23 protein-coding genes and 1 tRNA gene are annotated in these 24,099 nt (G+C 64.0%); 16 read left to right on the forward strand and 8 right to left on the reverse strand.

Annotation, left to right across the window (positions count from 1 at the left end):
• Positions 1-33: 33 nt before the first annotated feature.
• Both DKB74_RS03250 and DKB74_RS03255 read right to left on the reverse strand, forming a co-directional pair.
• The gene (locus tag DKB74_RS03250) at positions 34-2,058 is read right to left on the reverse strand and encodes a 3-hydroxyacyl-CoA dehydrogenase NAD-binding domain-containing protein (protein ID WP_109806640.1); all 2,025 of its coding nucleotides are present in this window, start codon (positions 2,056-2,058) and stop codon (positions 34-36) included.
• Positions 2,059-2,096: 38 nt separating this feature from the next.
• Positions 2,097-3,317, reverse strand: coding sequence for a serine hydrolase domain-containing protein (locus tag DKB74_RS03255; RefSeq protein WP_239987352.1), 1,221 nt, complete (start codon positions 3,315-3,317; stop codon positions 2,097-2,099).
• A 212-nt stretch (positions 3,318-3,529) separates the two neighbouring features.
• Between DKB74_RS03255 and DKB74_RS03260 the strand changes: the two genes are divergently transcribed.
• Positions 3,530-5,230, forward strand: coding sequence for a class I adenylate-forming enzyme family protein (locus tag DKB74_RS03260; protein WP_109807093.1), 1,701 nt, complete (start codon positions 3,530-3,532; stop codon positions 5,228-5,230).
• A 42-nt stretch (positions 5,231-5,272) separates the two neighbouring features.
• Entirely contained in the window at positions 5,273-5,728 is a 456-nt protein-coding gene (locus DKB74_RS03265) for a GNAT family acetyltransferase (protein WP_205007832.1), read from the forward strand.
• Between the two features lie 46 nt (positions 5,729-5,774).
• Here DKB74_RS03265 and DKB74_RS03270 read toward each other — a convergent pair whose 3' ends face one another.
• Positions 5,775-7,247, reverse strand: a complete 1,473-nt coding sequence (locus DKB74_RS03270; RefSeq protein ID WP_109806642.1) for an FGGY family carbohydrate kinase — start codon at positions 7,245-7,247, stop codon at positions 5,775-5,777.
• 184 nt (positions 7,248-7,431) lie between these two features.
• Here DKB74_RS03270 and DKB74_RS03275 point away from each other — a divergent pair, with 184 nt between their 5' ends.
• The 3 genes from DKB74_RS03275 to DKB74_RS03285 all read left to right on the forward strand — a co-directional run bounded on the left by DKB74_RS03275 (position 7,432) and on the right by DKB74_RS03285 (position 9,203).
• A complete protein-coding gene (locus DKB74_RS03275; protein WP_239987395.1) occupies positions 7,432-8,586 on the forward strand; it encodes an AI-2E family transporter in 1,155 nt (384 codons plus the stop codon).
• 43 nt (positions 8,587-8,629) lie between these two features.
• Positions 8,630-8,706 (forward strand) — tRNA-Asp (locus DKB74_RS03280).
• A 131-nt stretch (positions 8,707-8,837) separates the two neighbouring features.
• A complete protein-coding gene (locus DKB74_RS03285) occupies positions 8,838-9,203 on the forward strand; it encodes a PRC-barrel domain-containing protein (protein WP_161956785.1) in 366 nt (121 codons plus the stop codon).
• 15 nt (positions 9,204-9,218) lie between these two features.
• Here DKB74_RS03285 and DKB74_RS03290 read toward each other — a convergent pair whose 3' ends face one another.
• The 4 genes from DKB74_RS03290 to DKB74_RS03305 all read right to left on the reverse strand — a co-directional run bounded on the left by DKB74_RS03290 (position 9,219) and on the right by DKB74_RS03305 (position 10,671).
• Entirely contained in the window at positions 9,219-9,443 is a 225-nt protein-coding gene (locus DKB74_RS03290; RefSeq protein ID WP_109806644.1) for a DUF2842 domain-containing protein, read from the reverse strand.
• A complete protein-coding gene (locus DKB74_RS03295) occupies positions 9,440-10,006 on the reverse strand; it encodes a 5-formyltetrahydrofolate cyclo-ligase (RefSeq protein ID WP_109806645.1) in 567 nt (188 codons plus the stop codon). Before DKB74_RS03295 ends, DKB74_RS03290 begins: the two co-directional genes overlap by 4 nt.
• A 171-nt stretch (positions 10,007-10,177) precedes the next feature.
• On the reverse strand, positions 10,178-10,480 hold the full coding sequence (locus DKB74_RS03300; protein WP_109806646.1) for a cell division protein ZapA: 303 nt from the start codon (positions 10,478-10,480) through the stop codon (positions 10,178-10,180).
• On the reverse strand, positions 10,480-10,671 hold the full coding sequence (locus DKB74_RS03305; RefSeq protein ID WP_109806647.1) for a hypothetical protein: 192 nt from the start codon (positions 10,669-10,671) through the stop codon (positions 10,480-10,482). Before DKB74_RS03305 ends, DKB74_RS03300 begins: the two co-directional genes overlap by 1 nt.
• 482 nt (positions 10,672-11,153) lie before the next feature.
• On the opposite strand from DKB74_RS03305, the gene tkt reads away from it, so the two are divergent.
• The 7 genes from tkt (at position 11,154) to thiE (ending at position 19,704) form a co-directional block, all read left to right on the forward strand.
• Positions 11,154-13,121: a transketolase gene (tkt, locus tag DKB74_RS03310; protein WP_109806648.1), complete on the forward strand. Its 1,968-nt coding sequence runs from the start codon at positions 11,154-11,156 to the stop codon at positions 13,119-13,121.
• A 4-nt stretch (positions 13,122-13,125) separates the two neighbouring features.
• Positions 13,126-14,130 (forward strand): type I glyceraldehyde-3-phosphate dehydrogenase, encoded by a 1,005-nt coding sequence (gap, locus tag DKB74_RS03315; protein WP_109806649.1) that lies wholly within the window; start codon positions 13,126-13,128, stop codon positions 14,128-14,130.
• Positions 14,130-14,588 carry an MOSC domain-containing protein gene (locus DKB74_RS03320; RefSeq protein ID WP_109806650.1) on the forward strand — a complete coding sequence of 153 codons (459 nt, stop codon included), beginning with the start codon at positions 14,130-14,132 and terminating at the stop codon, positions 14,586-14,588. Before gap ends, DKB74_RS03320 begins: the two co-directional genes overlap by 1 nt.
• Positions 14,589-14,716: 128 nt before the next feature.
• Positions 14,717-15,913, forward strand: a complete 1,197-nt coding sequence (locus DKB74_RS03325) for a phosphoglycerate kinase (protein ID WP_109806651.1) — start codon at positions 14,717-14,719, stop codon at positions 15,911-15,913.
• 127 nt (positions 15,914-16,040) lie between these two features.
• Positions 16,041-17,819 carry a methyl-accepting chemotaxis protein gene (locus DKB74_RS03330; RefSeq protein ID WP_109806652.1) on the forward strand — a complete coding sequence of 593 codons (1,779 nt, stop codon included), beginning with the start codon at positions 16,041-16,043 and terminating at the stop codon, positions 17,817-17,819.
• A gap of 155 nt (positions 17,820-17,974) precedes the next feature.
• Positions 17,975-18,880, forward strand: coding sequence for a fructose bisphosphate aldolase (locus DKB74_RS03335; RefSeq protein ID WP_109806653.1), 906 nt, complete (start codon positions 17,975-17,977; stop codon positions 18,878-18,880).
• Positions 18,881-19,017: 137 nt separating this feature from the next.
• Positions 19,018-19,704, forward strand: coding sequence for a thiamine phosphate synthase (thiE, locus tag DKB74_RS03340; RefSeq protein WP_109807096.1), 687 nt, complete (start codon positions 19,018-19,020; stop codon positions 19,702-19,704).
• On the opposite strand, the gene DKB74_RS03345 is transcribed toward thiE, so the two are convergent.
• Positions 19,701-20,780 carry a potassium channel family protein gene (locus DKB74_RS03345; protein ID WP_109806654.1) on the reverse strand — a complete coding sequence of 360 codons (1,080 nt, stop codon included), beginning with the start codon at positions 20,778-20,780 and terminating at the stop codon, positions 19,701-19,703. The two genes, thiE and DKB74_RS03345, sit on opposite strands and share 4 nt — an antisense overlap.
• A gap of 133 nt (positions 20,781-20,913) precedes the next feature.
• Between DKB74_RS03345 and DKB74_RS03350 the strand changes: the two genes are divergently transcribed.
• The 4 genes from DKB74_RS03350 to DKB74_RS03365 all read left to right on the forward strand — a co-directional run bounded on the left by DKB74_RS03350 (position 20,914) and on the right by DKB74_RS03365 (position 24,026).
• Positions 20,914-21,591: a M23 family metallopeptidase gene (locus tag DKB74_RS03350; RefSeq protein ID WP_239987396.1), complete on the forward strand. Its 678-nt coding sequence runs from the start codon at positions 20,914-20,916 to the stop codon at positions 21,589-21,591.
• A gap of 42 nt (positions 21,592-21,633) precedes the next feature.
• Positions 21,634-22,197 (forward strand): elongation factor P, encoded by a 564-nt coding sequence (gene efp, locus DKB74_RS03355; RefSeq protein ID WP_109806655.1) that lies wholly within the window; start codon positions 21,634-21,636, stop codon positions 22,195-22,197.
• 129 nt (positions 22,198-22,326) lie between these two features.
• Positions 22,327-23,142: an inositol monophosphatase family protein gene (locus DKB74_RS03360; RefSeq protein ID WP_109806656.1), complete on the forward strand. Its 816-nt coding sequence runs from the start codon at positions 22,327-22,329 to the stop codon at positions 23,140-23,142.
• A complete protein-coding gene (locus tag DKB74_RS03365; RefSeq protein WP_109806657.1) occupies positions 23,139-24,026 on the forward strand; it encodes a YncE family protein in 888 nt (295 codons plus the stop codon). Before DKB74_RS03360 ends, DKB74_RS03365 begins: the two co-directional genes overlap by 4 nt.
• Positions 24,027-24,099 lie beyond the last annotated feature (73 nt).

Raw genomic sequence — 24,099 nt, forward strand, 5'->3', positions numbered from 1 at the left:
CGGAAAGGGAGAAACGCTCCCCGCCGGACAAGCTTAGTTGAACCGTTCGCCCTTTTCCGCCTTTTCGCGGAGCAGCGGGGCGACTTCGAGGCCGTATTTCTCAAGGCCTTCGACCACCGTCCTGGCGCCGATCGTGTCGGCCCAGAACATCGGGCCGCCGCGATAGGGAGGCCAGCCATAGCCATAGATCCAGACGACATCGATGTCCGACGCACGCTGGGCGATGCCTTCGGCAAGGATCTTCGCGCCTTCGCTGACCATCGGATAGAGCGTGCGGGCGACGATTTCCTCGTCGGTCACTTCATGCTGCTGCGCGCCGGTCTTCTTGCGGAAATCATCGATGATTTCGGCGACGCGCGGGCTGGGCGAGGGCTGACGCTTTTCGTCATAATCGTAAAAGCCCGCGCCCTTTTTCTGGCCCCAGCGATCCTCGGCGCACAGCGCGTCGCGGATATTCTCGATCCGGCTGGGATCGCGGTGCCAGCCGATATCGACGCCGGCGAGATCGGCCATCTGAAACGGGCCCATCGGCATGCCGAAATCGGTGTGCACCTTGTCGACCTGCGACGGCGTGGCGCCTTCCATCAACAGCTTTTGCGCTTCGAGCTGGCGCGGGATCAGCATGCGATTGCCGATAAAGCCGTAGCAGACGCCCGAAACCACGGCGACTTTCCGGATTTTCTTGGACAGCGCCATGACGGTGGCGAGCACGTCCTTGTCGGTTTTTTCGCCGCGCACGACTTCGAGCAGCTTCATGATATTCGCGGGCGAGAAGAAATGCATGCCGACGACGTCGCCCGGACGGCTGGTCGAAGCGGCAATCTCGTCGATCGAGAGATAGCTGGTGTTCGACGCGAGGATCGCGCCTGGTTTGGCGATCTTGTCGAGCTTGCCGAACACGTCCTTCTTGACGTCCATGCTTTCATAAACGGCTTCGATGATCAGGTCGCAATCGGCGAGATCCTCCATGCTGAGCGTCGGGGTGAGCGCGCCCATCGCGGCTTCGACCTGATCCTGCGTGATCCGGCCCTTTTTCGCCGTGCTTTCGTAATTCTTGCGCATGATGCCGACGCCGCGATCGAGCGCTTCCTGCTGCATCTCGACGATCGTCACCGGGATGCCGGCGGAGAGGAAGTTCATCGAAATGCCGCCGCCCATCGTGCCGGCGCCGATCACGCCGACGCGCTTGATGTCGCGCAATTTGATGTCTTCGGGCACGTCGTCGATCTTCGACGCCTTGCGTTCGGCGAAGAAGACGTGGCGCAGGCCCGCCGATTGCGTGCCCATGATCAGTTTCATGAAGCTCTGACGTTCGCGCTGCACGCCTTCGGCATAGGGCTTGTCCCAGGTCGACTGGACGACGTCGATGATTTCATAGGGCGCTTCATAGCCGCGCATCTTGCGCGCATTGGCGGTCCTGAATTCCTCGAACATCGCGTCGTTGCCTTCGACCGTGCGCTCGCTGGTGCGGGGCAGGGGGCGCGTTTCGGCGACTTCGTTGGCAAAGGCGATGGCGTCCTGAAGCAGGCTGTCTTCACCGGCGAGGCGATCGAGCAGCCCGGCCTGCTTTGCCTGTTTCGCAGAGATCGGCGAACCGCCGGTCATCATGCCGAGCGCGGCGGGGATGCCGATGACGCGCGGCAGCCGCTGGGTGCCGCCCGCACCCGGCAGGATGCCGAGCTTGACTTCGGGAAGGCCCATTTTCGCCGAGGGAACGCCGATGCGATAATGGCAGGCGAGCGCGACTTCGCAGCCGCCGCCCAGCGCGGTGCCATGGATGGCGGCGACGACCGGCTTGTCGAGCGCTTCGATCGCGTCGACGACGGTCGGCAGGCCCGGCTCCTTCATCCCCTTCGAGAATTCGGTGATGTCGGCCCCGGCAAAGAAGGTGCGGCCCTTGCACGCGATCACGACTGCCTTGACGCTGTCGTCGCCAGCGGCTTGCTGAATCCCTTCCTGCAGGCCGAGGCGCACGGCATGGCCGAGGGCGTTGACCGGCGGATTATCCGACGTGATGACGAGAACGTCGCCATGGCGTTCGGTGGTGATGACGGACATTGGTTGCTTTCTCCTATAAACTGTTCTGCGGCGCGATTTCAGGTCAGCGCCGAGTAGATGAGCGTTTTGAGTTCGCGCCGGATCGGGAAGGCGGTCGAGGGCGAAACCTGGGTCATGAACACCATGTGCATGTCTTCGACCGGATCGATGAAGAACGCCGTCGCGAACATGCCGCCCCAATAATATTCGCCTGCGCTTCCCGGAATCAGCGAGCGCGCCGGATCGACCGTCACTGCGAAGCCGAGGCCAAAGCCAGTCCCGGCATTGGTCGCCTCGCTGAACAGCGATTGCGACATCGCCGTCAGGTCCGAACCGCCGGGCAGATGGTTCGCAGTCATCAGATCGATCGTCTTGCGACCGACGATCCGCGCGCCGTCAAGTTCCCCGCCATTGAGGCACATGCAGCAGAAACGATGATAGTCGAGCGACGAGGAGACCAGCCCGCCGCCGCCGGAAACCAGCGTGGGCGGCTGGCTCCAGTGCGAATCCGCGCCGCGATCGAACATCACGCGGCCCTTGCCCGGCTGCATCGTGTAGCAATCGACCAGGCGATCCAGCTTGTCGGCCGGTACCTGAAAGAAGCTGTCGTCCATTCCGAGCGGCGCAAAGATGCGCGTGGCGAAGAATTCGGCGAGCGGCATGTCCGCCACGCGTTGCACCACGGCGCCGAGCACATCGGTCGACACCGAATAATTCCACGCCTCACCCGGCGAGAATTCCAGCGGGATTTTGCCGAGCGCGGCGATAAACCCGTCGAGATCGAGATTGCCCCACCAGTTTTCGATCTTGCCTTCGCGATAGGCCGCGTCGACGTTCGAGCGATTCTGGAAGCTGTAAGTCAGGCCCGATGTGTGGCGCAGCAGATCCACCATCTGCATCGGCCGCGCAGGGCGCGTGGTCGCGAACGGTACGCCAGCGCCGCCACCGGCATAGACGCCGACACTCGCGAGTTCGGGAATGACTTTGGCGACCGGCGTGTCGAGCGCCACCTTGCCCTCTTCGACCAGCATCATGAATGCGATCGACGTGATCGGCTTGGTCATCGAAGCGATGCGGAACAGCGAGTCCTGATCGATCGGGGCGCCGCCTTCGCGCGCCGCGCCCTGATGCGAGAAATGGACGATTTCGCCGTGCCGCGCGACCAGCAGCTGGGCATGCGGAAGCCGCCCGGTGTCGAGATAGCGTTCCTTCAGATAGGTGTCGATGCGGGCCAGCCGCGCGCTGCTGAACCCATGAGACTCGGGCGCTGCCAATTGCATGTTCAGGTCCATACCCCTTATTCGAAAAAGTAACAAAGCAAATCGGCGCTTTGCCGGTTCGCGGTTTCTATTGCCTTGAGAGTGCGTCAAATCAACAGTAACATTGCCTGCAAAGAGCGGATAACGCCAAACCCGATATTCAACACTCCAAAGTGCGGAGAGGATTTTTGACCACCCAAGCGCTAGTGCCGCTCGACCCCTCCTGGCCGCGCATGACGCTCGCCCAGACAGAGGCGTTGCTAACCGCCCCCAATGCGAAGTTCGAGATGGAAACCGTGAATATTCGCGGCATTCCAACCCGCGTGTGGAAGAACGCGCCACCGTCGCTGCGGTTTCTGGCGCAGGCAGTACGCGCCCATGGCGATCGCGTCTTCACGGTCTATCAGGACGAGCGCGTCACCTATGAAGCCAATTGGCGCGCGACGACTCAGCTTGCCAACCGGCTGTGGGAAATGGGCGTGCGCAAGGGCGACCGGGTGGCGGTCGCGATGCGCAACCTGCCCGAATGGCCAGTCGCATTCTTTGCTGCGGCGAGCATTGGCGCGATCGTGGTTCCGCTCAACGCATGGTGGGTTGGCGAAGAGCTGGAATATGGCCTGCGCGATTCGGGGACGAAGGTGGCGATCCTGGACGGGCAGCGCCACGAGCGGCTGCTGTCGCATTATGATAATCTGCCCGAGCTGGAACGCGTGATCGTCGCGCGGGCGCGCGGTCCGATCGAAGGGCCCAGATTCAGCCGTCTGGAAGTGCTGATCGGCACGCCGCACGACTGGGCGGGGCTGGACGACATGCCGCTCCCCGATGTCGCAGTGGGGCCGGAGGACGACGCCACCATTTTCTACACCAGCGGCACCACCGGCATGTCCAAGGGCGCGCTGGGCACCAATCGCAATATTTGTTCGAATATCGTCACTTCCGGCTATGTGCAGGCACGCGCGATGCTGCGACGGGGCGAAACGCCGGGCGAGCCGGAACCCAAAGTGTCGCTGCTGGTCATTCCGCTGTTCCATGTGACGGCATGCAGCGCGGCGCTGATGTCGGCTATCGTGTCGGGCTCGACGGTCATCTTCATGCGCAAATGGGACCCGGTCGAAGCGATGCAGATCATCGAGCGGGAAAAGGTGCAGTTCACCGGCGGCGTGCCGACGATCGCCTGGCAGCTGCTCGAACATCCCGATCGCGACAAATATGACCTCTCGTCGCTCGACACGATTTCCTATGGCGGCGCGCCGTCGGCGCCCGAACTGGTCAAGCGCATCTATGAGGAATTCGGCGCGCTGCCCGGCAATGGCTGGGGCATGACCGAAACCATGGCCACCGTGACGCAGCATAGCGGCGAGGATTATCTCAACCGACCGACCAGTTGCGGACCGGCGGTGCCTGTCGCGGAGCTCAAGATCATGGCGCGCGACGGGACCAGCGAATTGCCCGTCGGCGAAGTGGGTGAGCTGTGGGCCAGCGGGCCGATGATCGTGAAATGCTATTGGAACAAGCCCGAAGCGAGTGCCGAAACCTTTGTGAACGGATGGGTGCGGACCGGCGATCTGGCGAAGCTCGACGAGGAAGGCTTTTGCTATATCGTCGATCGCGCCAAGGACATCGTCATTCGCGGCGGCGAGAATATCTATTCGAGCGAAGTCGAGGATGTCCTCTATGCCCACCCCGCCGTGACCGATTGCGCGCTGATCGGCATTCCGCACCGGACGCTGGGCGAGGAGCCGGTCGCGGTGGTGCATCTTCAGCCCGGCACATCGGCGAGCGTCGAGGATCTGCAGCAATGGGTGGGGCAGCATCTGGCTGCGTTCAAGGTGCCGGTGGCGATCAAATTCACCGACGAAGTGCTGCCGCGCAACGCCAATGGGAAGATATTGAAAACGGATCTGCGCGGGATGTTCGAAGAGGAAGCGGCCTGATCGCCGCTTGCGAAGCATTGGAGGCGGCGGCACGGGAGGTTGATGACCGACGCCGACTCGCTGTCCGGGCCGATAATCCGGCCGATAATTCGGATGTATCGCGATTCCGATTTCGACGGAGTCGATCGATTGTGGCGCCGCGTCTTTCCCGATGATCCGCGGCGCAATTCGGCGCCGCAATCCATTCCCCGCAAGCTGGCGTTTCAGGGCGAGCTGTTTTTTGTGGCGACGCTGGGTTCGGCCGTGATCGGGACGGTGATGGCCGGTTATGACGGGCATCGCGGATGGCTCTATTCGGTTGCGGTCGATCCGGATCATCGCCGCGCGGGGATCGGCAAGGCGATGGTGCGCCATGCCGAGCGGGCGTTGCGCGACCTTGGCTGCGACAAGATCAATCTGCAGGTGCGCGAGCGCAATGCGTCGGTCGTCGCTTTCTACGAAAGCCTTGGATACGCCGTGGAGCCGGTATTGGGGATGGGGCGTTATTTCGGGCCGTGAGGGCCGGGCGGCAGGGACGCCGGTATCCACTTTTCCTGAAAATGCCCTAGCGCTCCCTATGCGCAATGACGTTCTTCACCGTTGCCTGCCACCCCGCGAGCCGGGCCTGACGCGCATCTTCGTCGAGTTTGGGTTCGAAGGTTTCGACTGCGCTGCGCATCGCGTCGGCGTTCTTGAGCGAGGTGAAGATGCCGCAGCCGCGCGCCGCGAGCATCGCTGCGCCGAGCGCGGTGGTTTCGGGCATTACCGGGCGATCGACCGGGATGCCGAGCATGTCGGCCATGTCCTGCGCGATCCAGTCGTTGCACACCATCCCGCCATCGATGCGCAGCCGCGTCCAGTCGGCGCCGTCGGCGGCAAAGGCGGTTTTGAGGTCGTGCGTCTGTAGCGCCTGCGATTCGAGCGCGGCGCGGACGATATGCCGCTTGCCGGTGGCGAAGCTGAGGCCGGAAATGGCGGCGCGCGCCTCCGGCTCCCACCATGGCGCGCCGAGCCCGGCTAGCGCAGGGACGCAATAGACGCCGCCATTGTCGCTGACCGACCGGGCGAGCTTTTCGGTTTCGTCCGCCGATCCGATCAGGCCGAGCGAGTCGCGCAGCCACTGGATCAGGCTGCCGGCGACGAACACCGCACCTTCGAGCGCATAGGCGCGGCGACCGTCGAGTTGCCACAGCACGGTGGCGAGCAGCCGGTTCCGCGACGAAGGCGGGGTGGCGCCGGCATTGGCGAGGACGAAGGCACCGGTGCCATAGGTCCCCTTGGCCTCGCCGCGCTGAAAACAGCCCTGGCCGATCGTCGCCGCCTGCTGGTCACCGGCAAGCCCGCAAATCGGAATCTCGCCCCCCAGCAGCTTTGTGGTGCCGAATTGCCCGGCGCTGTCGACAATGCGGGGCAGGGCAGTGCGCGGTACGCCGAACAGATCGAGCAGGCCATCGTCCCAGCTTCCCGAGCCAAGCGCCATCAGCAGCGTGCGCGAGGCATTGGTCGCATCGGTGACATGGAGCCCGCCGGTGAGTTTCCAGACCAGCCAGCTTTCGACCGTACCGATGGCGAGACGATCGCCCGCACCCTTTAGCTGGGGCCAGTGTTCCATCGCCCAGGCGATCTTGGTGCCCGAAAAATAGGGGTCGAGCAGGAGTCCGGTGCGCGCCTGTACCCCCGGTTCCTCGCCGCGCTCCTTCAGCCGGCGGCAGATCGCGGCGCTGCGCCGATCCTGCCATACGATCGCGGGGGCGAGCGGTTCGCCGGTGGTGCGATCCCAGAAGACGATGGTTTCACGCTGATTGGTGATGCCGATCGCGGCGATGGATTCCGGTCCGCCCGCCTTGCCGACCACGGCGAGCGCGCAATCGAGCGAATGGCTCCAGATTTCGTTGGCGTCATGTTCGACCAGACCATGGGCGGGATAATGTTGCGTCAGCGCGATCGCATGGCTGGCGCGGACGCGTCCGTCCGGGCTGAACAGCATGGCGCGCGTCGAAGTCGTCCCTTCGTCGATGACGAGCAGCATCTCTCCCATTTCCTCTGCCTAGCCGGGATTACAAGCGCTGCAAACCACGCTAGAGCAGAGCTTCCATACTATGTCATCGTGGGTTCGATGACCGATATCGGCGGCGAGCGCGGGAAGAGGGGCAGTGGAAGGCGAGTTCAGCGCGCAGGACGGCGAAACGACGAACGCGGCGACGGCGCCGCCTTCGGCGCCGGTGCAATATCCGGACGAAAGCGCGATCGAACTGCGCCGCGACCGATTGCTTGCCGGGCTGACGCTGATGGGCGGTGTCGCGCTGGTGCTTGCGCTGCCCTTTGCATTGCAGGCGGGATCGGAGTTTTTCCTGCCGCTGACCGCCGCGCTGGTGATCGCCGTCGCGCTGGTCCCGTTGCTCGAATGGCTGGAGCGGCATCGCGTGCCCGCACCGCTCGCGTCGCTGATCTGTGTGCTGTTGTTCATCGTCGCCGTGAATGCGGCGCTGGCGCTGATCGTCGTGCCGGCATGGCAATGGCTGCGGATGCTGCCCGACCGGGTGGATCTGATTCAGTCGAATCTGCGTCCGCTGATCGATTTCTATTCCAGCCTGCAGCAATTCATCGACGACACGCTGCGCAATTTCGTTTCCGGGCCGATTCAGGAACCGGTCGCGGTTTCGGGGCCGCCGCCGCAATCGCTGGTCGATCTGGTGACGAGTTCGGCGCCCAATGTGCTGATCCAGCTCTTCTTTGCCGTGCTGGTCATTTATTTCTTCCTGTCCGGATGGACGCGGTTGCGCAAGAAGGCGATCACCAGCCGGTCGAGCTTTGGCGGCGCGATGGCGACGGCGCGCGTCATTCAGGATGTGGTCGACGATACATCGGCCTATCTGGGCACGATCACGCTGATCAATTTGTTGCTCGGCATGTTCGTCGCGGGATGCCTGTGGCTGCTCGGCATGCCGACGCCGCTGATGTGGGGCGGCATCGCGACTCTGCTCAACTATATCCCCTATTTCGGGCCGGTGCTGGCGGCGATCCTGCTCGGTCTGGGCGGGCTGATGACCTTTCCCGACCTGTGGCTGGCGATGCTGCCGGGGCTGATCATGATCGGTGCGCATCTGGTCGAGGCGAATCTGATCACGCCGCTGGTCGTCGGGCACCGCCTGACGATCAGTCCGCTGATGATTCTCGTGTCGCTGAGCTTCTGGAGCTGGGTATGGGGTACGCCGGGCGCGCTGCTGGCGGTGCCGCTGCTGATTATCATCCAGACGGTGATGGAAGCTGCCGGAACGCCGGATATCGCCGGATTCCTGTTCGAACACGGCACGCTGGTCCATGATAATAGCGGGCGTCGCAAACAACGTGGTGCAGGGGATGAGCATTCGGGTTGACAGCCCCCAACGCCTCCCCTAACAGCCGCGCTCTCGCAAGAACGCGGGTGTAGCTCAGTTGGTTAGAGCGCCGGCCTGTCACGCCGGAGGTCGCGGGTTCGAGCCCCGTCACTCGCGCCATTTCCTGCATCGGAAATGGCGCTGCGGTTCCCCGGAAAATTCGAATCATCGAACGCAACGCGATGGGCCCGCCATGCGTTTTTCCTGCACGGCCGCAATGTATGCGGCGTTTGCGTAACAGGAGAGACAGGATGGATGTCGACGCCCATGAAACGAACCGGCTGATTGCGTCGGACAAGGTGGAAGGTACCGCCGTTTACAACCGCAGCGGCGAGCGACTGGGGAGCGTCGAGCGCTTCATGGTCGATAAACGCTCGGGACAGGTCGAATATGCCGTGATGGCGTTTGGCGGGCTGTTCGGGCTGGGGCACCGCCATTATCCGCTGCCCTGGCGTGCGCTGACCTATGACACCGATCAGCAAGGCTATGTCGTCGATGTGACGAAAGAGCAGCTTGAAGGCGCTCCCAGCTATGATCCCGAAGGCGAGAGCGAACCGGTCTATGACCGTATGTTCGGCGAGACCATCTATGCCTATTACGGGATCACCTTTCCCTGAGGCGCGGACCGGAAATCAGGCGCGCCAGCGCCCGGTTTCCATCCAGCGCAGCAGCGGCTTCAATGGCGCGATCCAGATGATGCCGGTGACGATGTAGAATAGCAGCTGAAGCAGGAACGGCAGCGTCGCCAGCCATTCGGACAAGCTGGCGACCAGCACGACCCACACCAGGATCAGCCCGCATATGGCGAGCATCCCCGCCGGTTTGCGCCAGGTGGGTTGCCATTCGGGTTCGGTCATAACGGCGCCTTGCTGAACAGGCCGCGTTCGGTGACGACGGCGTCGAGGGGTTCGTCCCAGCTGTCGACGGGAACGGCGGCTACTTCCTGAATCGACCAGGCGACGCCGATGCGCAGTGCCTGCCCGAAATGGGCGAAGGCGCGGTCATAATAGCCGCGCCCCTGTCCCAGCCGGTGCAGCGCATCGTCGAACGCCATCAGCGGTGTCAGGATGATGTCGGGAGCCAGTTCCTCCGCATCGGCGCGCGGCTGGCGAATCGCATGTTGATTGACTTCGGTTTCATCGCCCGGTTGCCAGGCGAGGAACCGCATCGGAACTGCGGGAGTCTGAATATAGGGCAGGGCGATTCGCGCGCCCAGTTCGCGCGCGCGTTCGGCCATCGGCCCCGGATCGGCCTCGAATCGCATCGGCAGATAGCTGGCGACCACGGTGCCCGGCGATATGCGCTGCTGCAGCATGGCGGGAAGCGCGATCGGCTGATCGCTCGCGGCGATCGCAAAGCCGCGACGCAAACCGCGCATTTGCGCGCGCATCGCCTGTTTTTCTTCGGAAATCGTCTTCATGTGGCGGGACCACCCTGGCCGTTTGCCTGAATATCCTCTGACGCCTGTAACGTCAGGTGGGCGCCGTGTACGTCGGGCCAGAGCCCGGGCAGGGACAGCTCCCTTGGATGTATCTATCGCCTCAGGGATAATCGCTAAAGCTCGTACCGGGCAGTACCCGCCGTCCCTAACTTAAGACGTGGCGGGGTCTTCCTCAAGTGCTGCTGCGACGGCTTCGAGGCGGTCGGCGAGATTTTCGAGCAGGATGGGCGATACGCCCGAGGGCGGATTGCGCTGCGCCTCGTCGAGAAGATCGGCGAGAATCAGCGACAGATAGAGCAGGGTGCGTTCGCTGCTGAGCCCTCCCGAAGCGCGCTGCGCCGTTTCGGCATGGCCCGCCATCAGCGATTCGAGGCGCCGCAGATGCGGTTCCTCGCCATCGCGACAGGCGACCGAATAGCTGCGGCCGGCAAGGGAAAGCGAAACTTCGGCCATCAGTCCTGACGCTCCTCGCGTGCGATAAGATTGTCGAGCGCCGCCACCGCTTCCTCGATCCGGCCACGCAACACGGCATGGCGCCGGGCAAGCCGCTCCGACGCGAAAGCCCGTGCTGCCGCCGCTGCTTCAATCCGTTCCAGGGCGCGGTCGATCCGCGCGGTGGCGTCATTGGGGGGTGTGTCCGCCATGTGCATGCCACTAGCATGCGATTACGGCGCGACAACCCCCTGGTATCGGGCGGGCGCCGATGCGGGGCGGACGAAGGATAAGACGGGGTAACGCATTGAGCTGCCCGCGATTTGGCCGCGCTGCCATCGGCGGCGCGTGTGGCAATGTTCGGCAGAATTGATCGAGGTCGATCACTGCAACGCGATCGGGCCCCGGGTGCTGCATTCGCCCTGTGGCATGGCGGCCGTTACGGCAGGACAGTCCGGTTCCGGGCGGCGATGCAATGAGCCGGACGGGGACTATATCCGGGGCACGCGACGGACATTGCGATCGGCGGATTCAAGTGCTTTCGCCTATCCGGAAAAACCGTCCGCGCCGCCGATCGGGCCCGCGCTCTGGTTGACGTGCGGGCGGCGGGGTCGCAAAGGCGTGCGCGACTCGATTCGCCGCAAAAGTCGCGGCTGGGCTGCGGGCTTTGTCCCCGCTGCATCAAGGGAGAGCAATGACCGCGTCGTTCAAAGACTGCGCAAACGCCATTCGCGCGCTTGCCATGGATGCCGTCGAGGCGGCCAATTCGGGTCATCCCGGCATGCCGATGGGCATGGCCGATGTCGCGACCGTGTTGTTTCACGACTATCTGAAATATGACGCCGCCGATCCGCACTGGGCCGACCGCGACCGTTTCGTCCTGTCGGCAGGCCATGGGTCGATGCTGCTCTATGCCGCGCTGTATCTGAGCGGCTATGCGCGCCCGACGCTGGAGGACATCCGGAATTTCCGCCAGGTCGGCAGCCCGTGCGCAGGCCATCCGGAAAATTTCGAACTGCCCGGCGTCGAATGCACCACCGGTCCGCTGGGCCAGGGGCTGGCGATGGCGGTCGGCATGGCGATGGCCGAGCGCCATCTGAACGCCGTTTATGACGACAGCATCGTCGACCACCGCACCTGGGTGATCGCCGGCGACGGATGCCTGATGGAAGGCATCAACCATGAAGCGATCGGGCTTGCCGGGCATCTGAAGCTCGGGCGGCTGATCGTGTTGTGGGACGATAATGACATCACCATCGACGGCAAGGTGAGCCTGTCGTCGAGCGAGGATATCCCTGCGCGCTATACCGCGACCGGCTGGCATGTCGTCGAATGCGACGGCCATGATGCGGCGAGCATCAAGGCGGCGATCGATGCGGCGCTGGCCGATGACCGCCCCTCGCTGGTGCGCTGCAAGACGATCATTGGCAAGGGCGCCCCGACCAAATCGGGCACGTCGGGTGTCCATGGTTCGCCGCTGGGCGCCGACGAGATCGCCGGCGCGCGCGAAGCGCTGGGCTGGAGCTATCCGCCGTTCGTCATCCCCGACGATGTGCGCGAGACCTGGCTGGCGGCGGGCAAGCGCGGCGGTCAGCCGCGTGGCGCATGGCAGCAGCGGCTCGACGGTCATGCCGACAAGGCCGAGTTCGAACGTCGCATGGCAGGCGATCTGCCCGACGGTTTCAGCCTCGACGAGTATGTCGCCGGGCTGCTCGCCGATCCCAAGAAAGTCGCGACGCGCAAGGCGAGCGAAATGGCGCTGGGCGCGATCAACGATCTGCTCCCCGAAACGATCGGCGGTTCGGCGGACCTGACCGGATCGAACAACACCAAGACCAAATCGACCGGCCCGCTGACTGCGGAAGATTATAGCGGTCGCTATGTCTATTACGGCATTCGCGAATTCGGCATGGCCGCGGCGATGAACGGCATGGCGCTGCATGGCGGGGTGATCCCCTATGGCGGTACCTTCCTGGTCTTCTCCGATTATTGCCGTCCGGCGATCCGCCTGTCGGCGCTGCAGCGCACACGTGTCGTCTATGTGATGACGCATGATTCGATTGGCCTTGGCGAGGACGGGCCGACGCACCAGCCGGTCGAGCATGTCATGAGCCTGCGTCTGATGCCGAACCTTGAGGTTTGGCGTCCGTGCGACACGATCGAAACCGCCGAAGCATGGCAGGCGAGCCTGGAAAATCGCGACGGGCCGAGCCTGCTTGCGCTCACCCGTCAGAATCTGCCGCAGCTGCGCACCGGCGGCGGGATGGAAGCGGCACGGGGCGGCTATCGCCTGACCGCCGCCGATGCCGCGCGCAAGGTGGTGCTGATCGCGACCGGTTCGGAAGTCGAAATCGCCGTTGCGGTGCGCGAACAGCTTGAAGCCGAGGGCCTTGGTGCCGATGTGGTTTCGATGCCCTGCTGGGAGCGGTTCGATGCGCAGCCCGACAGCTATCGCGCGGATATCCTGCCCGACGACGCGCTGCTCGTTTCGATCGAAGCGGGCACGACGATGGGCTGGGAACGCTATACCGGGCGCGACGGCATGCGGTTCGGCATCGACAGCTTCGGCGCGTCGGGTCCGGCGCCCCAATTGTTCGAACATTTCGGCCTGACTGCGGAGGCCATCGTGCCGCAGATCCTGCAACGACTCCGGGAGAAGTGAGACAATGACGAAGGTAGCGATCAACGGGTTCGGACGTATTGGCCGTCTGGTGGCCCGCGCGATCCTCGAACGCCCCGATTGCGGGCTGGAGCTGGTGACGATCAACGATCTGGCGGACGCCAAGTCGAACGCATGGCTCTTTTCGCGCGACAGCGTCCATGGGAAATATCCCGGTGACGTCAGCGCGGACGGTAACGACCTCGTCATCGACGGCAAGCGTATCAAGGTGACCGCCGAGCGCGATCCGGCGAACCTGCCGCATGCCGAAAACGGCGTCGAACTGGTGCTCGAATGCACCGGTTTCTTCACCAAGCGCGCCGATGCGCAGAAGCATATCGATGCCGGTGCCAAGAAGGTGCTGATTTCGGCGCCGGGCAAGGATGTCGATCTGACCGTCGTCTATGGCGTCAACAATGACAAGCTGACCGCCGAGCACAAGATCGTGTCGAACGCTTCGTGCACGACCAACTGCCTTGCCCCGGTCGCCAAGGTTCTGAACGACGCGATCGGCATCGAACGCGGCCTGATGACCACGATCCACGCCTATACCAACGATCAGAAGATCCTCGACCAGATCCATCCGGATCTGCGCCGCGCGCGTGCCGCCGCAATGTCGATGATCCCGACGACGACGGGCGCTGCCCGCGCGGTCGGTGAAGTGCTTCCCGAACTCAAGGGCAAGCTCGACGGTTCGGCGGTTCGCGTGCCGACGCCGGACGGCAGCCTTGTCGACCTGACCTTCACGCCCAAGCGCGACACCAGCGTCGAGGAAGTCAACAAGCTGCTCAAGGAAGCCGCCGAAGGCCCCATGAAGGGCGTTCTGGAATATACTGACGAGCCGCTGGTTTCGATCGATATCGTCCACACGCCGTTCAGCTCGACGGTCGACAGCCTGGAAACCGCCGTCATCGACGGCAAGCTGGTGCGGGTTGTCAGCTGGTACGACAATGAATGGGGCTTTTCGAACCGCATGGTCGATACCGCCGGCGCGATGGCCAAGCTGGGCTGATGGCGAGGATCGCCGGCATCGCCCGCCACGATCGCCCGCGCGGGCCGATCGAAACGATCGACACCGTCGAAGTGACGATCGATGGCGGGCTTGCCGGTGATTTCCGCGGCGCAGTGCGTCCGGGGAAAAAGGCAAAACGCCAGGTCTCGCTGATCGAGGCCGGCGACTGGGATGCGGCGATGGCCGAAACCGGCCATTCGCTGGCCTGGTGGCATCGCCGCGCCAACTTGCTGGTCGCGGATTTCGACCTTCCGCAGGTTCCCGGCGCCCGCATCCGCATCGGCGCGGACGTCGTGCTGGAAATCACCATGGAATGCGATCCGTGCAGCCGGATGGACGAACTGGTCGACGGCCTGCGGCTTGCGTTGATACCCGATTGGCGGGGCGGGGCGCTGGCCAAAGTGATTTCGGGCGGTACGATTTCCGTGGGCGATGCGATCGTAATCGAACAGGTTTAGCTGCTGACGATCTTCCACCATTTGCCCTGAGCGTGTCGAAGGGCAGTTCTTCTTTCGGCGCACGGCAAGAAGACGAGGACGGTGGTTCGGGACGCTCGGCACCAACGGCAACAGGAACGAGGGATCGAATGACGCGCAGCTTCAAGACGCTGGACGATATGGGCGATATCAGCGGCAAGCGCGTGCTTGTTCGCGAAGACCTGAACGTGCCGATGGCCGATGGTGCAGTGACTGACGATACCCGCTTGCGCGCGGCGATGCCGACGGTCGCCGAACTCGCCGACAAGGGCGCCAGGGTGATCGTGCTCGCGCATTTCGGCCGTCCCAAGGGCGAGCGTAAGCCCGAAATGAGCCTCGCGCTCGTGACCAGGCCGTTTGAGGCAGTGCTCGGCCGCCCGGTCCGCTTTATCGACGATCAGGGCGCGGCCGACGCCATCGCGACGATGGAGCCCGGCGATATCGGCATATTGGAAAACACTCGCTTCGATGCGGGCGAGGAAAAGAACGCGCCGGAAACGGTGGCGCGGCTGGCCGCGCTTGGCGACCTGTACGTCAACGATGCCTTTTCGGCGGCGCATCGCGCGCATGCCTCGACCGAAGGGCTGGCGCACAAGCTGCCTGCCTTTGCCGGTCGCCAGATGGAAGCCGAGCTCGACGCGCTCGACAAGGCGCTGGGCAATCCCGAACATCCGGTGGCCGCAGTGGTCGGCGGCGCCAAGGTTTCGACCAAGCTCGACGTGCTCAAGCATCTTGTCGCGAAGGTCGATCATCTGATCATCGGTGGCGGCATGGCCAACACCTTCCTCGCCGCGCGCGGCGTGGATGTGGGCAAGAGCCTGTGCGAACATGACCTGACCGGCACGGCGGAAGAAATTCTCGAAGCCGCCGATGCCGCCGGCTGCACCGTGCACCTTCCCTATGATGTGGTGGTGGCGAAGGAATTTGCCGCGAACCCGCCGAGCCTGCGCACCTGCAACGTCCATGAAGTCGCGGCTGACGAGATGATCCTCGATATCGGCCCGGCAGCGACCGAGGCGCTCGCCGACGCGCTCAAGACCTGCAAGACGCTGGTGTGGAACGGGCCGCTGGGTGCGTTCGAAACGCCGCCGTTCGACATTGCGACGGTTTCGCTGGCAAAGACGGCGGCTGCGCTGACCAAGGAAGGAACGCTGGTCTCTGTCGCAGGTGGCGGCGATACAGTCGCGGCGCTTAATCAGGCCGGGGTTTCGGACGAATTTACCTTCATATCGACGGCTGGCGGCGCTTTTCTTGAATGGATGGAAGGCAAGGAACTCCCGGGTGTTGCTGCGCTTGCGAGAAAATGAGTCCTCAGGTCGCCGGTAAAAGTGCCTGCGACCAAATTCTTTGCCCAGCGGACTCCGGCTCTACTTGGCGCGTCTATAATTGGTGGGATGTCCTGCGCATTTTGCGCAACAAGAGGCTTCTCGACCGATGCTCAATTCGCTCCCGATTTCGCGCAAGCTGGCCGCAGCGTTCGGCACAATATTTCTGATCGCCGCCGTCGCGATGGGATTTGTCTTCGTGACGGCAAATCACGTCAGCAAGCTCAGCGACCGAAACGAAGTGTTCGATCGCGAACAATCGCTTGCCGCCGAGGTCGAGACCAGCCTGCTTCGCGCGGTCGGGCATTATCGCGCGTTCGAGGCGAAGAATGATGCGGCGCAGGCGGTCGCCTATCAGGAATCGATTGCCGAGTTCGACGAGCACGTAAAAGCGCTGGCCCCGCTGCTGACCGAGCAGCAGGACATCGCCTTGCTGGAAAGCACCCGTGCCACTGCGGCAAAATGGCGCCGCGAAGTAGCCGACCCCGCAATCGCGCGCGCGCAACTGGGTGAACTGCCCAAAGGTTCTCAAGGGGCACATCTGATCGAAGGGATCATCTCCGGCGCGGAGAAGCTGCGCGAGGAGAAGCATCTCCAGGTCGAACATGCGCTGCAGGAGATCAAGGCCGCCGGCAAGCGCGAGGATATGGTGATCGCTCTGGGCGGGATCGCGATGTTGCTCGTCGCGTTCCTGATGTGGATGGTGCTGCGCAAGCAGATCGGCCATCCGGTCACCGAAATGACCGGCGTGATGCGCGAACTGGCCGACGGGAATAACGACGTTACCGTGCCGGCGATCGGGCGAGGCGACGAAATCGGCGCGATGGCGACGGCCGTGCTGGTGTTCCGCGACAATGCCATTGCCAAGGCAGAGGCCGAAGCGCGGAAAGCGATTGCCGATGCCGAACAGCGCGAAGTGGTCGAAACGCTTTCCGAGCGGCTGGAGAAGGTCGCAGACGGCGATCTGACGGCGCTGATCCAGGGCGATTTCCCGCAAAGCTATTCGGTTCTGCGCGACAATTTCAATTCCGCCATCGGTTCGCTGCGCGACGCGATCGCAACCGTCGTCATCAGCACCAGCTCGATCCGGGGCAGCTCAAGCGAAGTAGCGGTAGCTTCGGAAGACCTTGCCAAGCGCGCCGAAGGCAATGCCGCCAGCCTGGAGCAGACTTCCGCCGCGCTGTGCCAGATGGACGAACGGCTGCGCGGCACCGCTACCGCCGCTGCCGACACGGTGGCGAGCACGTCGGCAGCGCAGGGCGCCGCAGGCGAGGGGCGCAAAGTCACCGATGGCGCGGTACAGGCGATGGCGCGGGTCGCGGCAGGCGCCGAAGGCATCGACAGTGTGATCGAGGGGCTGGACAAGATCGCGTTCCAGACGCGCGTGCTGGCGATGAATGCGGCGGTCGAGGCCGGGCGCGCAGGCGAAGCCGGACGCGGATTTGCAGTGGTTGCCGATCTGGTTTCGGCGCTTGCGATGCGCGCCGAAGAAGAAGCCAAGCGCGCGCGCGAACAGCTGGTGTCGACTCAGACCGACATCGGTTCCGCGGTAGAGGCGGTGCGCAACGTCGATTCGGCGCTCAACGGCATTTCCGACGGCGTCGACCGGGTGTTCGAACTGGTCAACGGAATCGCCGTCGACAATACGGCGCAATCTGCCGCGCTTTCGGAAATCAACGTTGCGATCGGCGGGATGGACCGCGCGACGCAGCAGAATGCGGCGATGGTGGAGGAAACCTCGGCTGCATCGCGTACGCTTGCCACCGAAGTCCAGACGCTGGCTGCGCTGACATCGCGGTTCGTCATCGAAAACGGCGGGCGCGCTGCGCGGTCCGTTGCGCCGAAGTCAAAAATGACGGTAACCGCAGTTTCGGCTGTCGCCGCCTGACGTTTCCACGCTTCCGCTCACGCGGAAAACCTCGAAAGAGGCGCCCCGACGATGTTCGTGCCACGGCATCGTCGGGGTTGTTGCGGCTTCCTACCTCCGCGTCTAACAGGTCGTGAAGATTGCCGATCCACGGCAACATTGCGGGGAAAAGACATATGCAAGATGCGGAAATGACGACGAAGATCGCTTCGGGTAAGGGCTTTATCGCGGCGCTCGACCAGAGCGGCGGTTCGACGCCCAAGGCGCTGCGCGGCTATGGAATCGAGGAAAGCGAATATTCGGGCGACGATGAAATGTTCGCGCTCATTCACAAGATGCGCAGCCGCATCATTTCCTCGCCCGCTTTCACCGGCGACAAGGTGATCGGCGCGATCCTGTTCGAAAAGACGATGGACGGCGAAGTCGACGGCAAGCCGACCCCGACCGCGCTGCGCGACAAGGGCGTCGTTCCCTTCATCAAGATCGACAAGGGTCTGGAGGCCGAGGAAAATGGCGTTCAGATGATGAAGCCGATGCCCGAGCTCGACGCGCTGCTCACGCGTGCCAAGGGACTGGGCGTGTTCGGCACCAAGGAACGATCGGTGATCAACGCCGCCAATCAGGCGGGTATCGAAGCGATCGTGAAGCAGCAGTTCGAAGTCGGCCAGCAGGTGCTTGCTGCCGGGCTGATGCCGATTCTCGAACCCGAAGTGAACATCAAGAGCGCCGATCGCGCTGCATCCGACGTGATCCTGCTCGCCGAGATCGCCAAGGCGCTGGCGGCGATGCCGGGCGACGACAAGGTGATGCTCAAGCTGTCGATTCCGGCAGTTGCCGGCACGTTCGATCCGCTGGTCAACCATCCGCGCGTGCTGCGCGTCGTGGCGCTGTCGGGCGGCTATAGCCGTCCCGAAGCCTGTGCCGAACTGGCCAAGAACAAGGGCATGATCGCAAGCTTCAGCCGCGCGCTGCTCGAGGATCTGCGCGCGCAGATGAGCGACGAGGAATTCGACGCCGCGCTGGGCAGCGCGATCGACGAAATCTATGCGGCCTCAGTCGACAAGGCGACTGTCGCGGCCTGACCCATTGGCGCGCGCCGCCATGTCGATGCACTGCCGGAAATGGCGGCGTCGGCATGGCGGTCGTGCGGGTGCCGTCACGCTCCCGCTAGGCGCGGCGCGCGAGTGGCGATATGGCAGGCGCCATGATTCCCGATACCATGACGCCCGATGATGATCCGCTCGGCCCGCTCGATGCCGATTTCGCAACGCGTTTCGAACGCGACGGCACGCGCGGAACGTGCCAGCTCTATCTGATCTCGCCGCCCGATGTCGGCGGGGATTTTCCCGATCGGCTGCGCCGCGCGCTGGGCGCTGGGCCGGTCGCGGCGTTCCAGTTCCGGGTCAAGGGCGTCGATCAGCATGCTGCGGCGAAGCTGGCCGAGCCGCTGCAGGCGATCTGCGCCGAACATGATGTCGCGTTCATCGTCAACGACAGCGTCAGCCTCGCCAAAAGGCTGGGCGCCGATGGCGTGCATCTGGGCCAGGAAGATGGCGATGCGCGTGAGGCACGATCGGTGCTGGGACCGAACGTACAGATCGGCGTCACCTGTCACGACAGCCGCCATCTGGCGATGGAGGCGGGGGAGGCTGGCGCCGATTATGTCGCGTTCGGCAGTTTCTATCCCACCAGCACCAAGGAAGTGCGCCATCATCCCGAACCGGTGATCCTGAGCTGGTGGTCGGCGCTGTTCGAGCTGCCCTGTGTCGCGATCGGCGGGATCACGCCGGAAAATGCCGCGCCGCTGGTCAAGGCGGGCGCCGATTTCCTGGCGGTGAGCGGTTCGGTCTGGAGCGGGGACGAGGAAGCCGCGGTCAAGGCATTTGCGGCGCTGCTGAACGGTTAGAAACGGTTGCGCCCGACCTGCATCTTGGATCTGGGCTGAAACAATGCCCGTGCCACGCGCGATGCGTGGCGCATCACGATCAGCAACCGGTCGCCCGGTTCGATCCGGTCGTCGCTGGCGGGGCGCGTGATGACTTCCTCGCCGCGATCGATCTGGACGATGAACATCGCGCCCTCCGCCATCCGTTCGGCGCCGGACACGGTCATGCCACAGATCGCCGCATTGTCGGGGACCAGTGTCTGTTCGAGCTCAAGGCCGAGTTTTCCCAGTTCGGAACGTGAATGCCGCACCCTTTCGTCGGTCGCGGCCCATTCGCCACGCGGGAACAGGATCATCCGCGCAATCCGCTCGGCGCCGATATGGGTGGGAAAGACGATGTGATCGGCGCCCGCCTGACGCAGCTTGCGATCGGTGGTCGGCGCTTCGCCGCGCGCGATGATCTCGACCCGGTCGTTGAGGCTCCGGGCACTCAGGCTGATGAAGACATTGGCCGCATCGTCGGGCAGCACCGTCGCCAGCGCGCGGGCACGCGCGACGCCCGCGGCGATCAGCGTGTCCTCTTCGGTGGCTTCGCCATGCAGGCACAGATGCCCGGCCTCTTCGGCTTCGTGCAATCGCGCATCGTTGCGCTCGATAATGACCAGCGGGACCTTTGCTTCGGCCAGATCGGCGGCGAGCATCTGGCCGATCCGGCCATAACCGCAGATGACGACATGATGGTCGAGCTTGTCGATGCGCGCCTGCATTCGCGTGGCTCCAAGGATCTGGCGCAACTGGATCACAGTGAAGAACTGGACCAGAGCGCTGGTGAGCAAGATCATTCCGGTGCAACCGAGCACCATGGTGACGATAGTGACGGTGTGGAGATAGGTGGTGTCGATCGGCCGCACTTCGCCATAGCCGACGGTGTAGATGGTGAGCAGCACCATGTAGCTGGCGTCGGTGAGGCTCCACCCCGCCGCCATATAGGCGATCGTCGACACCGCGGTGACCGAGACCACGAAAATCAGGATCGAAACCAGATTGCGCGTCGGCGAACCGAGCAGGTTCTCAGCGCCGGATATTAGTCTCCGCATGTCGGGGAAGGAATGTGACCCTGGTGCAGGGCGCTGTCCAGCAGGGAAACTCTCCGACGCGCAAATCGTTGTCTTTGCGCAACGGCGCGGTCATTCTGCCGCGCGAAGGCGAGGAGAGACGGTTTTGGCCAAGGTGATCCGACGCGTGGCATGGTCGCTGGCGGCGCTGATCGTGCTGACGCTCGCATTGCTGGGTTCGATGGTCCGGGTGGAAATTCACGCGAACGGCGATGCGGTTGCTGCGCCGGCGCGCGCCGTTTCCGCCGATCGGACGGCCGCGCTGCAGGAAGTGCCCGTGGCGACCGGCGCGAGCGCGGATATGCGGGCGAGCGGCGAAACCGCCGTCGCCGATGCCGGACAGCCGCCGCATCTTGTCCTGCCGGTACAAGGCGTGAAGGCCGGGGACCTGTATGACAGCTGGGGCGATCCGCGCGGCGACGGCACGCGGGGCCATACCGGTATCGATATCATGGCGCCGGGTGGCACCCCGGTGCTGGCCGCTGCGCCGGGCACGATCGAAAAGCTCTATTTCAGCCATGGCGGCGGCGGGATCACGATTTATGAACGGTCGACCGACGGTAAATGGAGCTTCTATTACGCGCATCTGGGCGGCTATGCCCCCGGTATCGTCGAAGGGAAGCAAGTGGCGGCGGGCGATCCGATCGCTTATGTCGGCGACACCGGCAATGCCGGTGCGGGCAATCATCACCTGCATTTCGGCGTCTCGCGGATCGAGGCCGGGCAGGGGTGGTGGCAGGGCACGCCGGTTAACCCCTATCCGCTGCTTGCGGAGGCGCAATCCGGCGGCTAAAGGCCGCGCTCGCTCTTTTACAACCAGACTATAGGCGATCCCATGAAGATCAGCGGCGTGGACATCCGTCCTGGCAACATCATCGAATATGAAGGCGGCCTGTGGCGCGCCGTGAAGATCCAGCACACCCAGCCCGGCAAGGGCGGCGCCTATATGCAGGTCGAGCTCAAGAACCTGCGCGATGGCCGCAAGAACAATGTCCGTTTCCGTTCGGCGGAAACGGTCGAGCGCGTGCGGCTGGACACCAAGGATTTCCAGTTCCTGTTCGCCGATGGCGACATGCTGACGTTCATGGACAAGGACACGTACGAACAGATCACGCTGCCCAGCGACCTGCTCGGCGATGCCGCCGCGTTCCTGCAGGACGGCATGGACGTGCTGATGGAAATGTATGAGGAAGAAGCGCTTTCGGTGCAGCTTCCCGACACGATCGAAGCGACGATCGTCGAAGCCGACGCGGTGGTGAAGGGGCAAACCGCCTCTTCGAGCTACAAGCCCGCGGTGCTCGACAATGGCGTGCGGATCATGGTGCCGCCGCATATCGAAGCCGGCACGCGCGTCGTCGTCGATGTGTACGAACAAGCCTATGTGAAGCGCGCGGAATAATGCGTGCTTGCCTCTCCCGCTGGCGGGAGGGGGTAGCGGGTGGGCTAACGCCCGCCGCAATTGCCACCGTTTGCGGCAGGCCGGGTGTCCATCCCGGCCGCTCCCGCATGCGGTAGGGGAGAAGTTAAGTTGGTTTCCCATTCCGGACTTATCACTGTCATGGAACGTGCCGCGCGCAAGGCGGGGCCGCGCCTGCGTCGTGATTTCAACGAAGTCCAGCAGTTGCAGGTTTCGAGAAAGGGCCCGGCCGATTTCGTGTCCGCCGCCGATCGGCGCGCCGAAGAAACGCTGGTCGAGGAACTGCGCAAGGCGCGGCCCGACTGGGGATTCCTGGTCGAGGAATCGGGCGTGATCGAAGGCGATCCGGACAAGCCGCGCTGGATCATCGATCCGCTCGACGGCACCACCAATTTCCTCCACGGCATCCCGCATTTCGCGATGTCGATCGCAGTCGAGGATCCGCGCGGGAGCCAGGGCAAGCCCGAAATCACCCATGGCTATATCTATCAGCCGCTGACCGACGAGAGCTTCTGGGCCGAAAAGGGCCGGGGCGCATGGTTGCAGGACCAGCGGCTGCGCGTATCGGCGCGTCGCCATCTGGACGAAGCGCTGATCGCCACCGGCATTCCCTTTCTGGGTCATGGCAATTTCGCGCAGTGGAACCGCATTTTCGGCGCGGTCGCGCCCGAAGTTGCGGGTATCCGCCGGCTGGGATCGGCGGCGCTCGATCTCGCCTGGGTCGCAGCGGGCCGGTTCGACGGCTATTGGGAAAGCGACCTTCAGCCGTGGGACGTCGCGGCGGGCATGTTGATCGTCAAGGAAGCGGGCGGTTTCATCACCGATTTCCGCGGGCAGGACATGGCGATGCAGCGCAGCCAGTTCCTTGCCGCGAACGATGTGCTTCATTCCAAACTGCATAAGCTGGTGGCCGGGGCGCTGCGGTGATTCGGTTCGGCGCATTGGCGCTGGCGTTTTTCGCCACCGCCAGTTCGCCCGAAGTGATTTTTTCGGTTCCCGAGCAGCATCGCCTGGTCGAAGGCATTGCGACCGACGGCGAGACCATCTGGCTGTCCAGCGTCCTCGATCGCACGATATTGGTCCGCGCCGGCGGAGCGACCGACAGTTTCGCGCTGCCCGCCGGAACATCCTACCCGCTGGGGCTGGCCTGGGACGCGACGCGTGGATGGTTGTGGGTGGCGACCGATTGTCCCGACCTGCCCGATATTCCGCGATGCGATTCGGGCGCGCTGATCGCGCTCGACCGGACGGGGCAGCTGATGGCTAGCGTTTCGCCGGGCGAGGGCTTTCATCCCGGCGACGTCTCGGCCGCAGGCGGCGGCGTGTTCGTTTCGGACGGGCTGAACGGCGCGGTCTATCGATTGCGCGGCGACACGCTGGAAACGCTGGTCGCGCCGGGTGTCGGACGATCGGCACAGGGCAGCGCGCTTACCGAAGATGGTACCAGGCTGGTGGTCGCCGATTATGGGCGCGGAGTCGCCATGATCGACCTGGCGACCGGCGAGCGGACCTTGCTGCCGATGGCGGGGGACCGGCCGCTGCGCGGACTGGACGGGCTGGTGCGCGTGGGTGCGGATTATTATGCCGTCCATAACGGCAGCAGCCCCGGATCGCTGGTCCGGTTCCGGATCGAAGGCGCCGCGATCGACGTTGCGGTGATTCATCATGGTGCCCCGCTGGTCGATCCGACCCAGATCGCCAGCGACGGCGCGCAATTGCTGATCGTCGCGGATGCCGGCTGGCCCGGCGCGAGCGATCCGCAGGCGCCGCACCGCGGCCCGGACACCGTGGTCGCGTTGCCGCTTCGCTGAACCAGTAGTTGCGAATGATTCTCAGGGCTTCCGGGCCTTGCGGCTCACCCGGCACAGTCCTAGAAGCCCCCTG

Source organism: Stakelama portus, assembly GCF_003171655.1.
In the GTDB taxonomy this organism is placed as follows: Bacteria; Pseudomonadota; Alphaproteobacteria; order Sphingomonadales; family Sphingomonadaceae; genus Sphingomonas; species Sphingomonas portus.

Coding starts and splice junctions, on each gene's coding strand:
- DKB74_RS03250 (WP_109806640.1), bottom strand. CDS start 2,058: ATGTCCGTCATCACCACCGAACGCCATGGCGACGTTCTCGTCATCACG.
- DKB74_RS03255 (WP_239987352.1), bottom strand. CDS start 3,317: ATGCAATTGGCAGCGCCCGAGTCTCATGGGTTCAGCAGCGCGCGGCTG.
- DKB74_RS03260 (WP_109807093.1), top strand. CDS start 3,530: ATGACGCTCGCCCAGACAGAGGCGTTGCTAACCGCCCCCAATGCGAAG.
- DKB74_RS03265 (WP_205007832.1), top strand. CDS start 5,273: ATGACCGACGCCGACTCGCTGTCCGGGCCGATAATCCGGCCGATAATT.
- DKB74_RS03270 (WP_109806642.1), bottom strand. CDS start 7,247: ATGGGAGAGATGCTGCTCGTCATCGACGAAGGGACGACTTCGACGCGC.
- DKB74_RS03285 (WP_161956785.1), top strand. CDS start 8,838: ATGGATGTCGACGCCCATGAAACGAACCGGCTGATTGCGTCGGACAAG.
- DKB74_RS03290 (WP_109806644.1), bottom strand. CDS start 9,443: ATGACCGAACCCGAATGGCAACCCACCTGGCGCAAACCGGCGGGGATG.
- DKB74_RS03295 (WP_109806645.1), bottom strand. CDS start 10,006: ATGAAGACGATTTCCGAAGAAAAACAGGCGATGCGCGCGCAAATGCGC.
- DKB74_RS03300 (WP_109806646.1), bottom strand. CDS start 10,480: ATGGCCGAAGTTTCGCTTTCCCTTGCCGGCCGCAGCTATTCGGTCGCC.
- DKB74_RS03305 (WP_109806647.1), bottom strand. CDS start 10,671: ATGGCGGACACACCCCCCAATGACGCCACCGCGCGGATCGACCGCGCC.
- tkt (WP_109806648.1), top strand. CDS start 11,154: ATGACCGCGTCGTTCAAAGACTGCGCAAACGCCATTCGCGCGCTTGCC.
- gap (WP_109806649.1), top strand. CDS start 13,126: ATGACGAAGGTAGCGATCAACGGGTTCGGACGTATTGGCCGTCTGGTG.
- DKB74_RS03320 (WP_109806650.1), top strand. CDS start 14,130: ATGGCGAGGATCGCCGGCATCGCCCGCCACGATCGCCCGCGCGGGCCG.
- DKB74_RS03325 (WP_109806651.1), top strand. CDS start 14,717: ATGACGCGCAGCTTCAAGACGCTGGACGATATGGGCGATATCAGCGGC.
- DKB74_RS03330 (WP_109806652.1), top strand. CDS start 16,041: ATGCTCAATTCGCTCCCGATTTCGCGCAAGCTGGCCGCAGCGTTCGGC.
- DKB74_RS03335 (WP_109806653.1), top strand. CDS start 17,975: ATGCAAGATGCGGAAATGACGACGAAGATCGCTTCGGGTAAGGGCTTT.
- thiE (WP_109807096.1), top strand. CDS start 19,018: ATGACGCCCGATGATGATCCGCTCGGCCCGCTCGATGCCGATTTCGCA.
- DKB74_RS03345 (WP_109806654.1), bottom strand. CDS start 20,780: ATGCGGAGACTAATATCCGGCGCTGAGAACCTGCTCGGTTCGCCGACG.
- efp (WP_109806655.1), top strand. CDS start 21,634: ATGAAGATCAGCGGCGTGGACATCCGTCCTGGCAACATCATCGAATAT.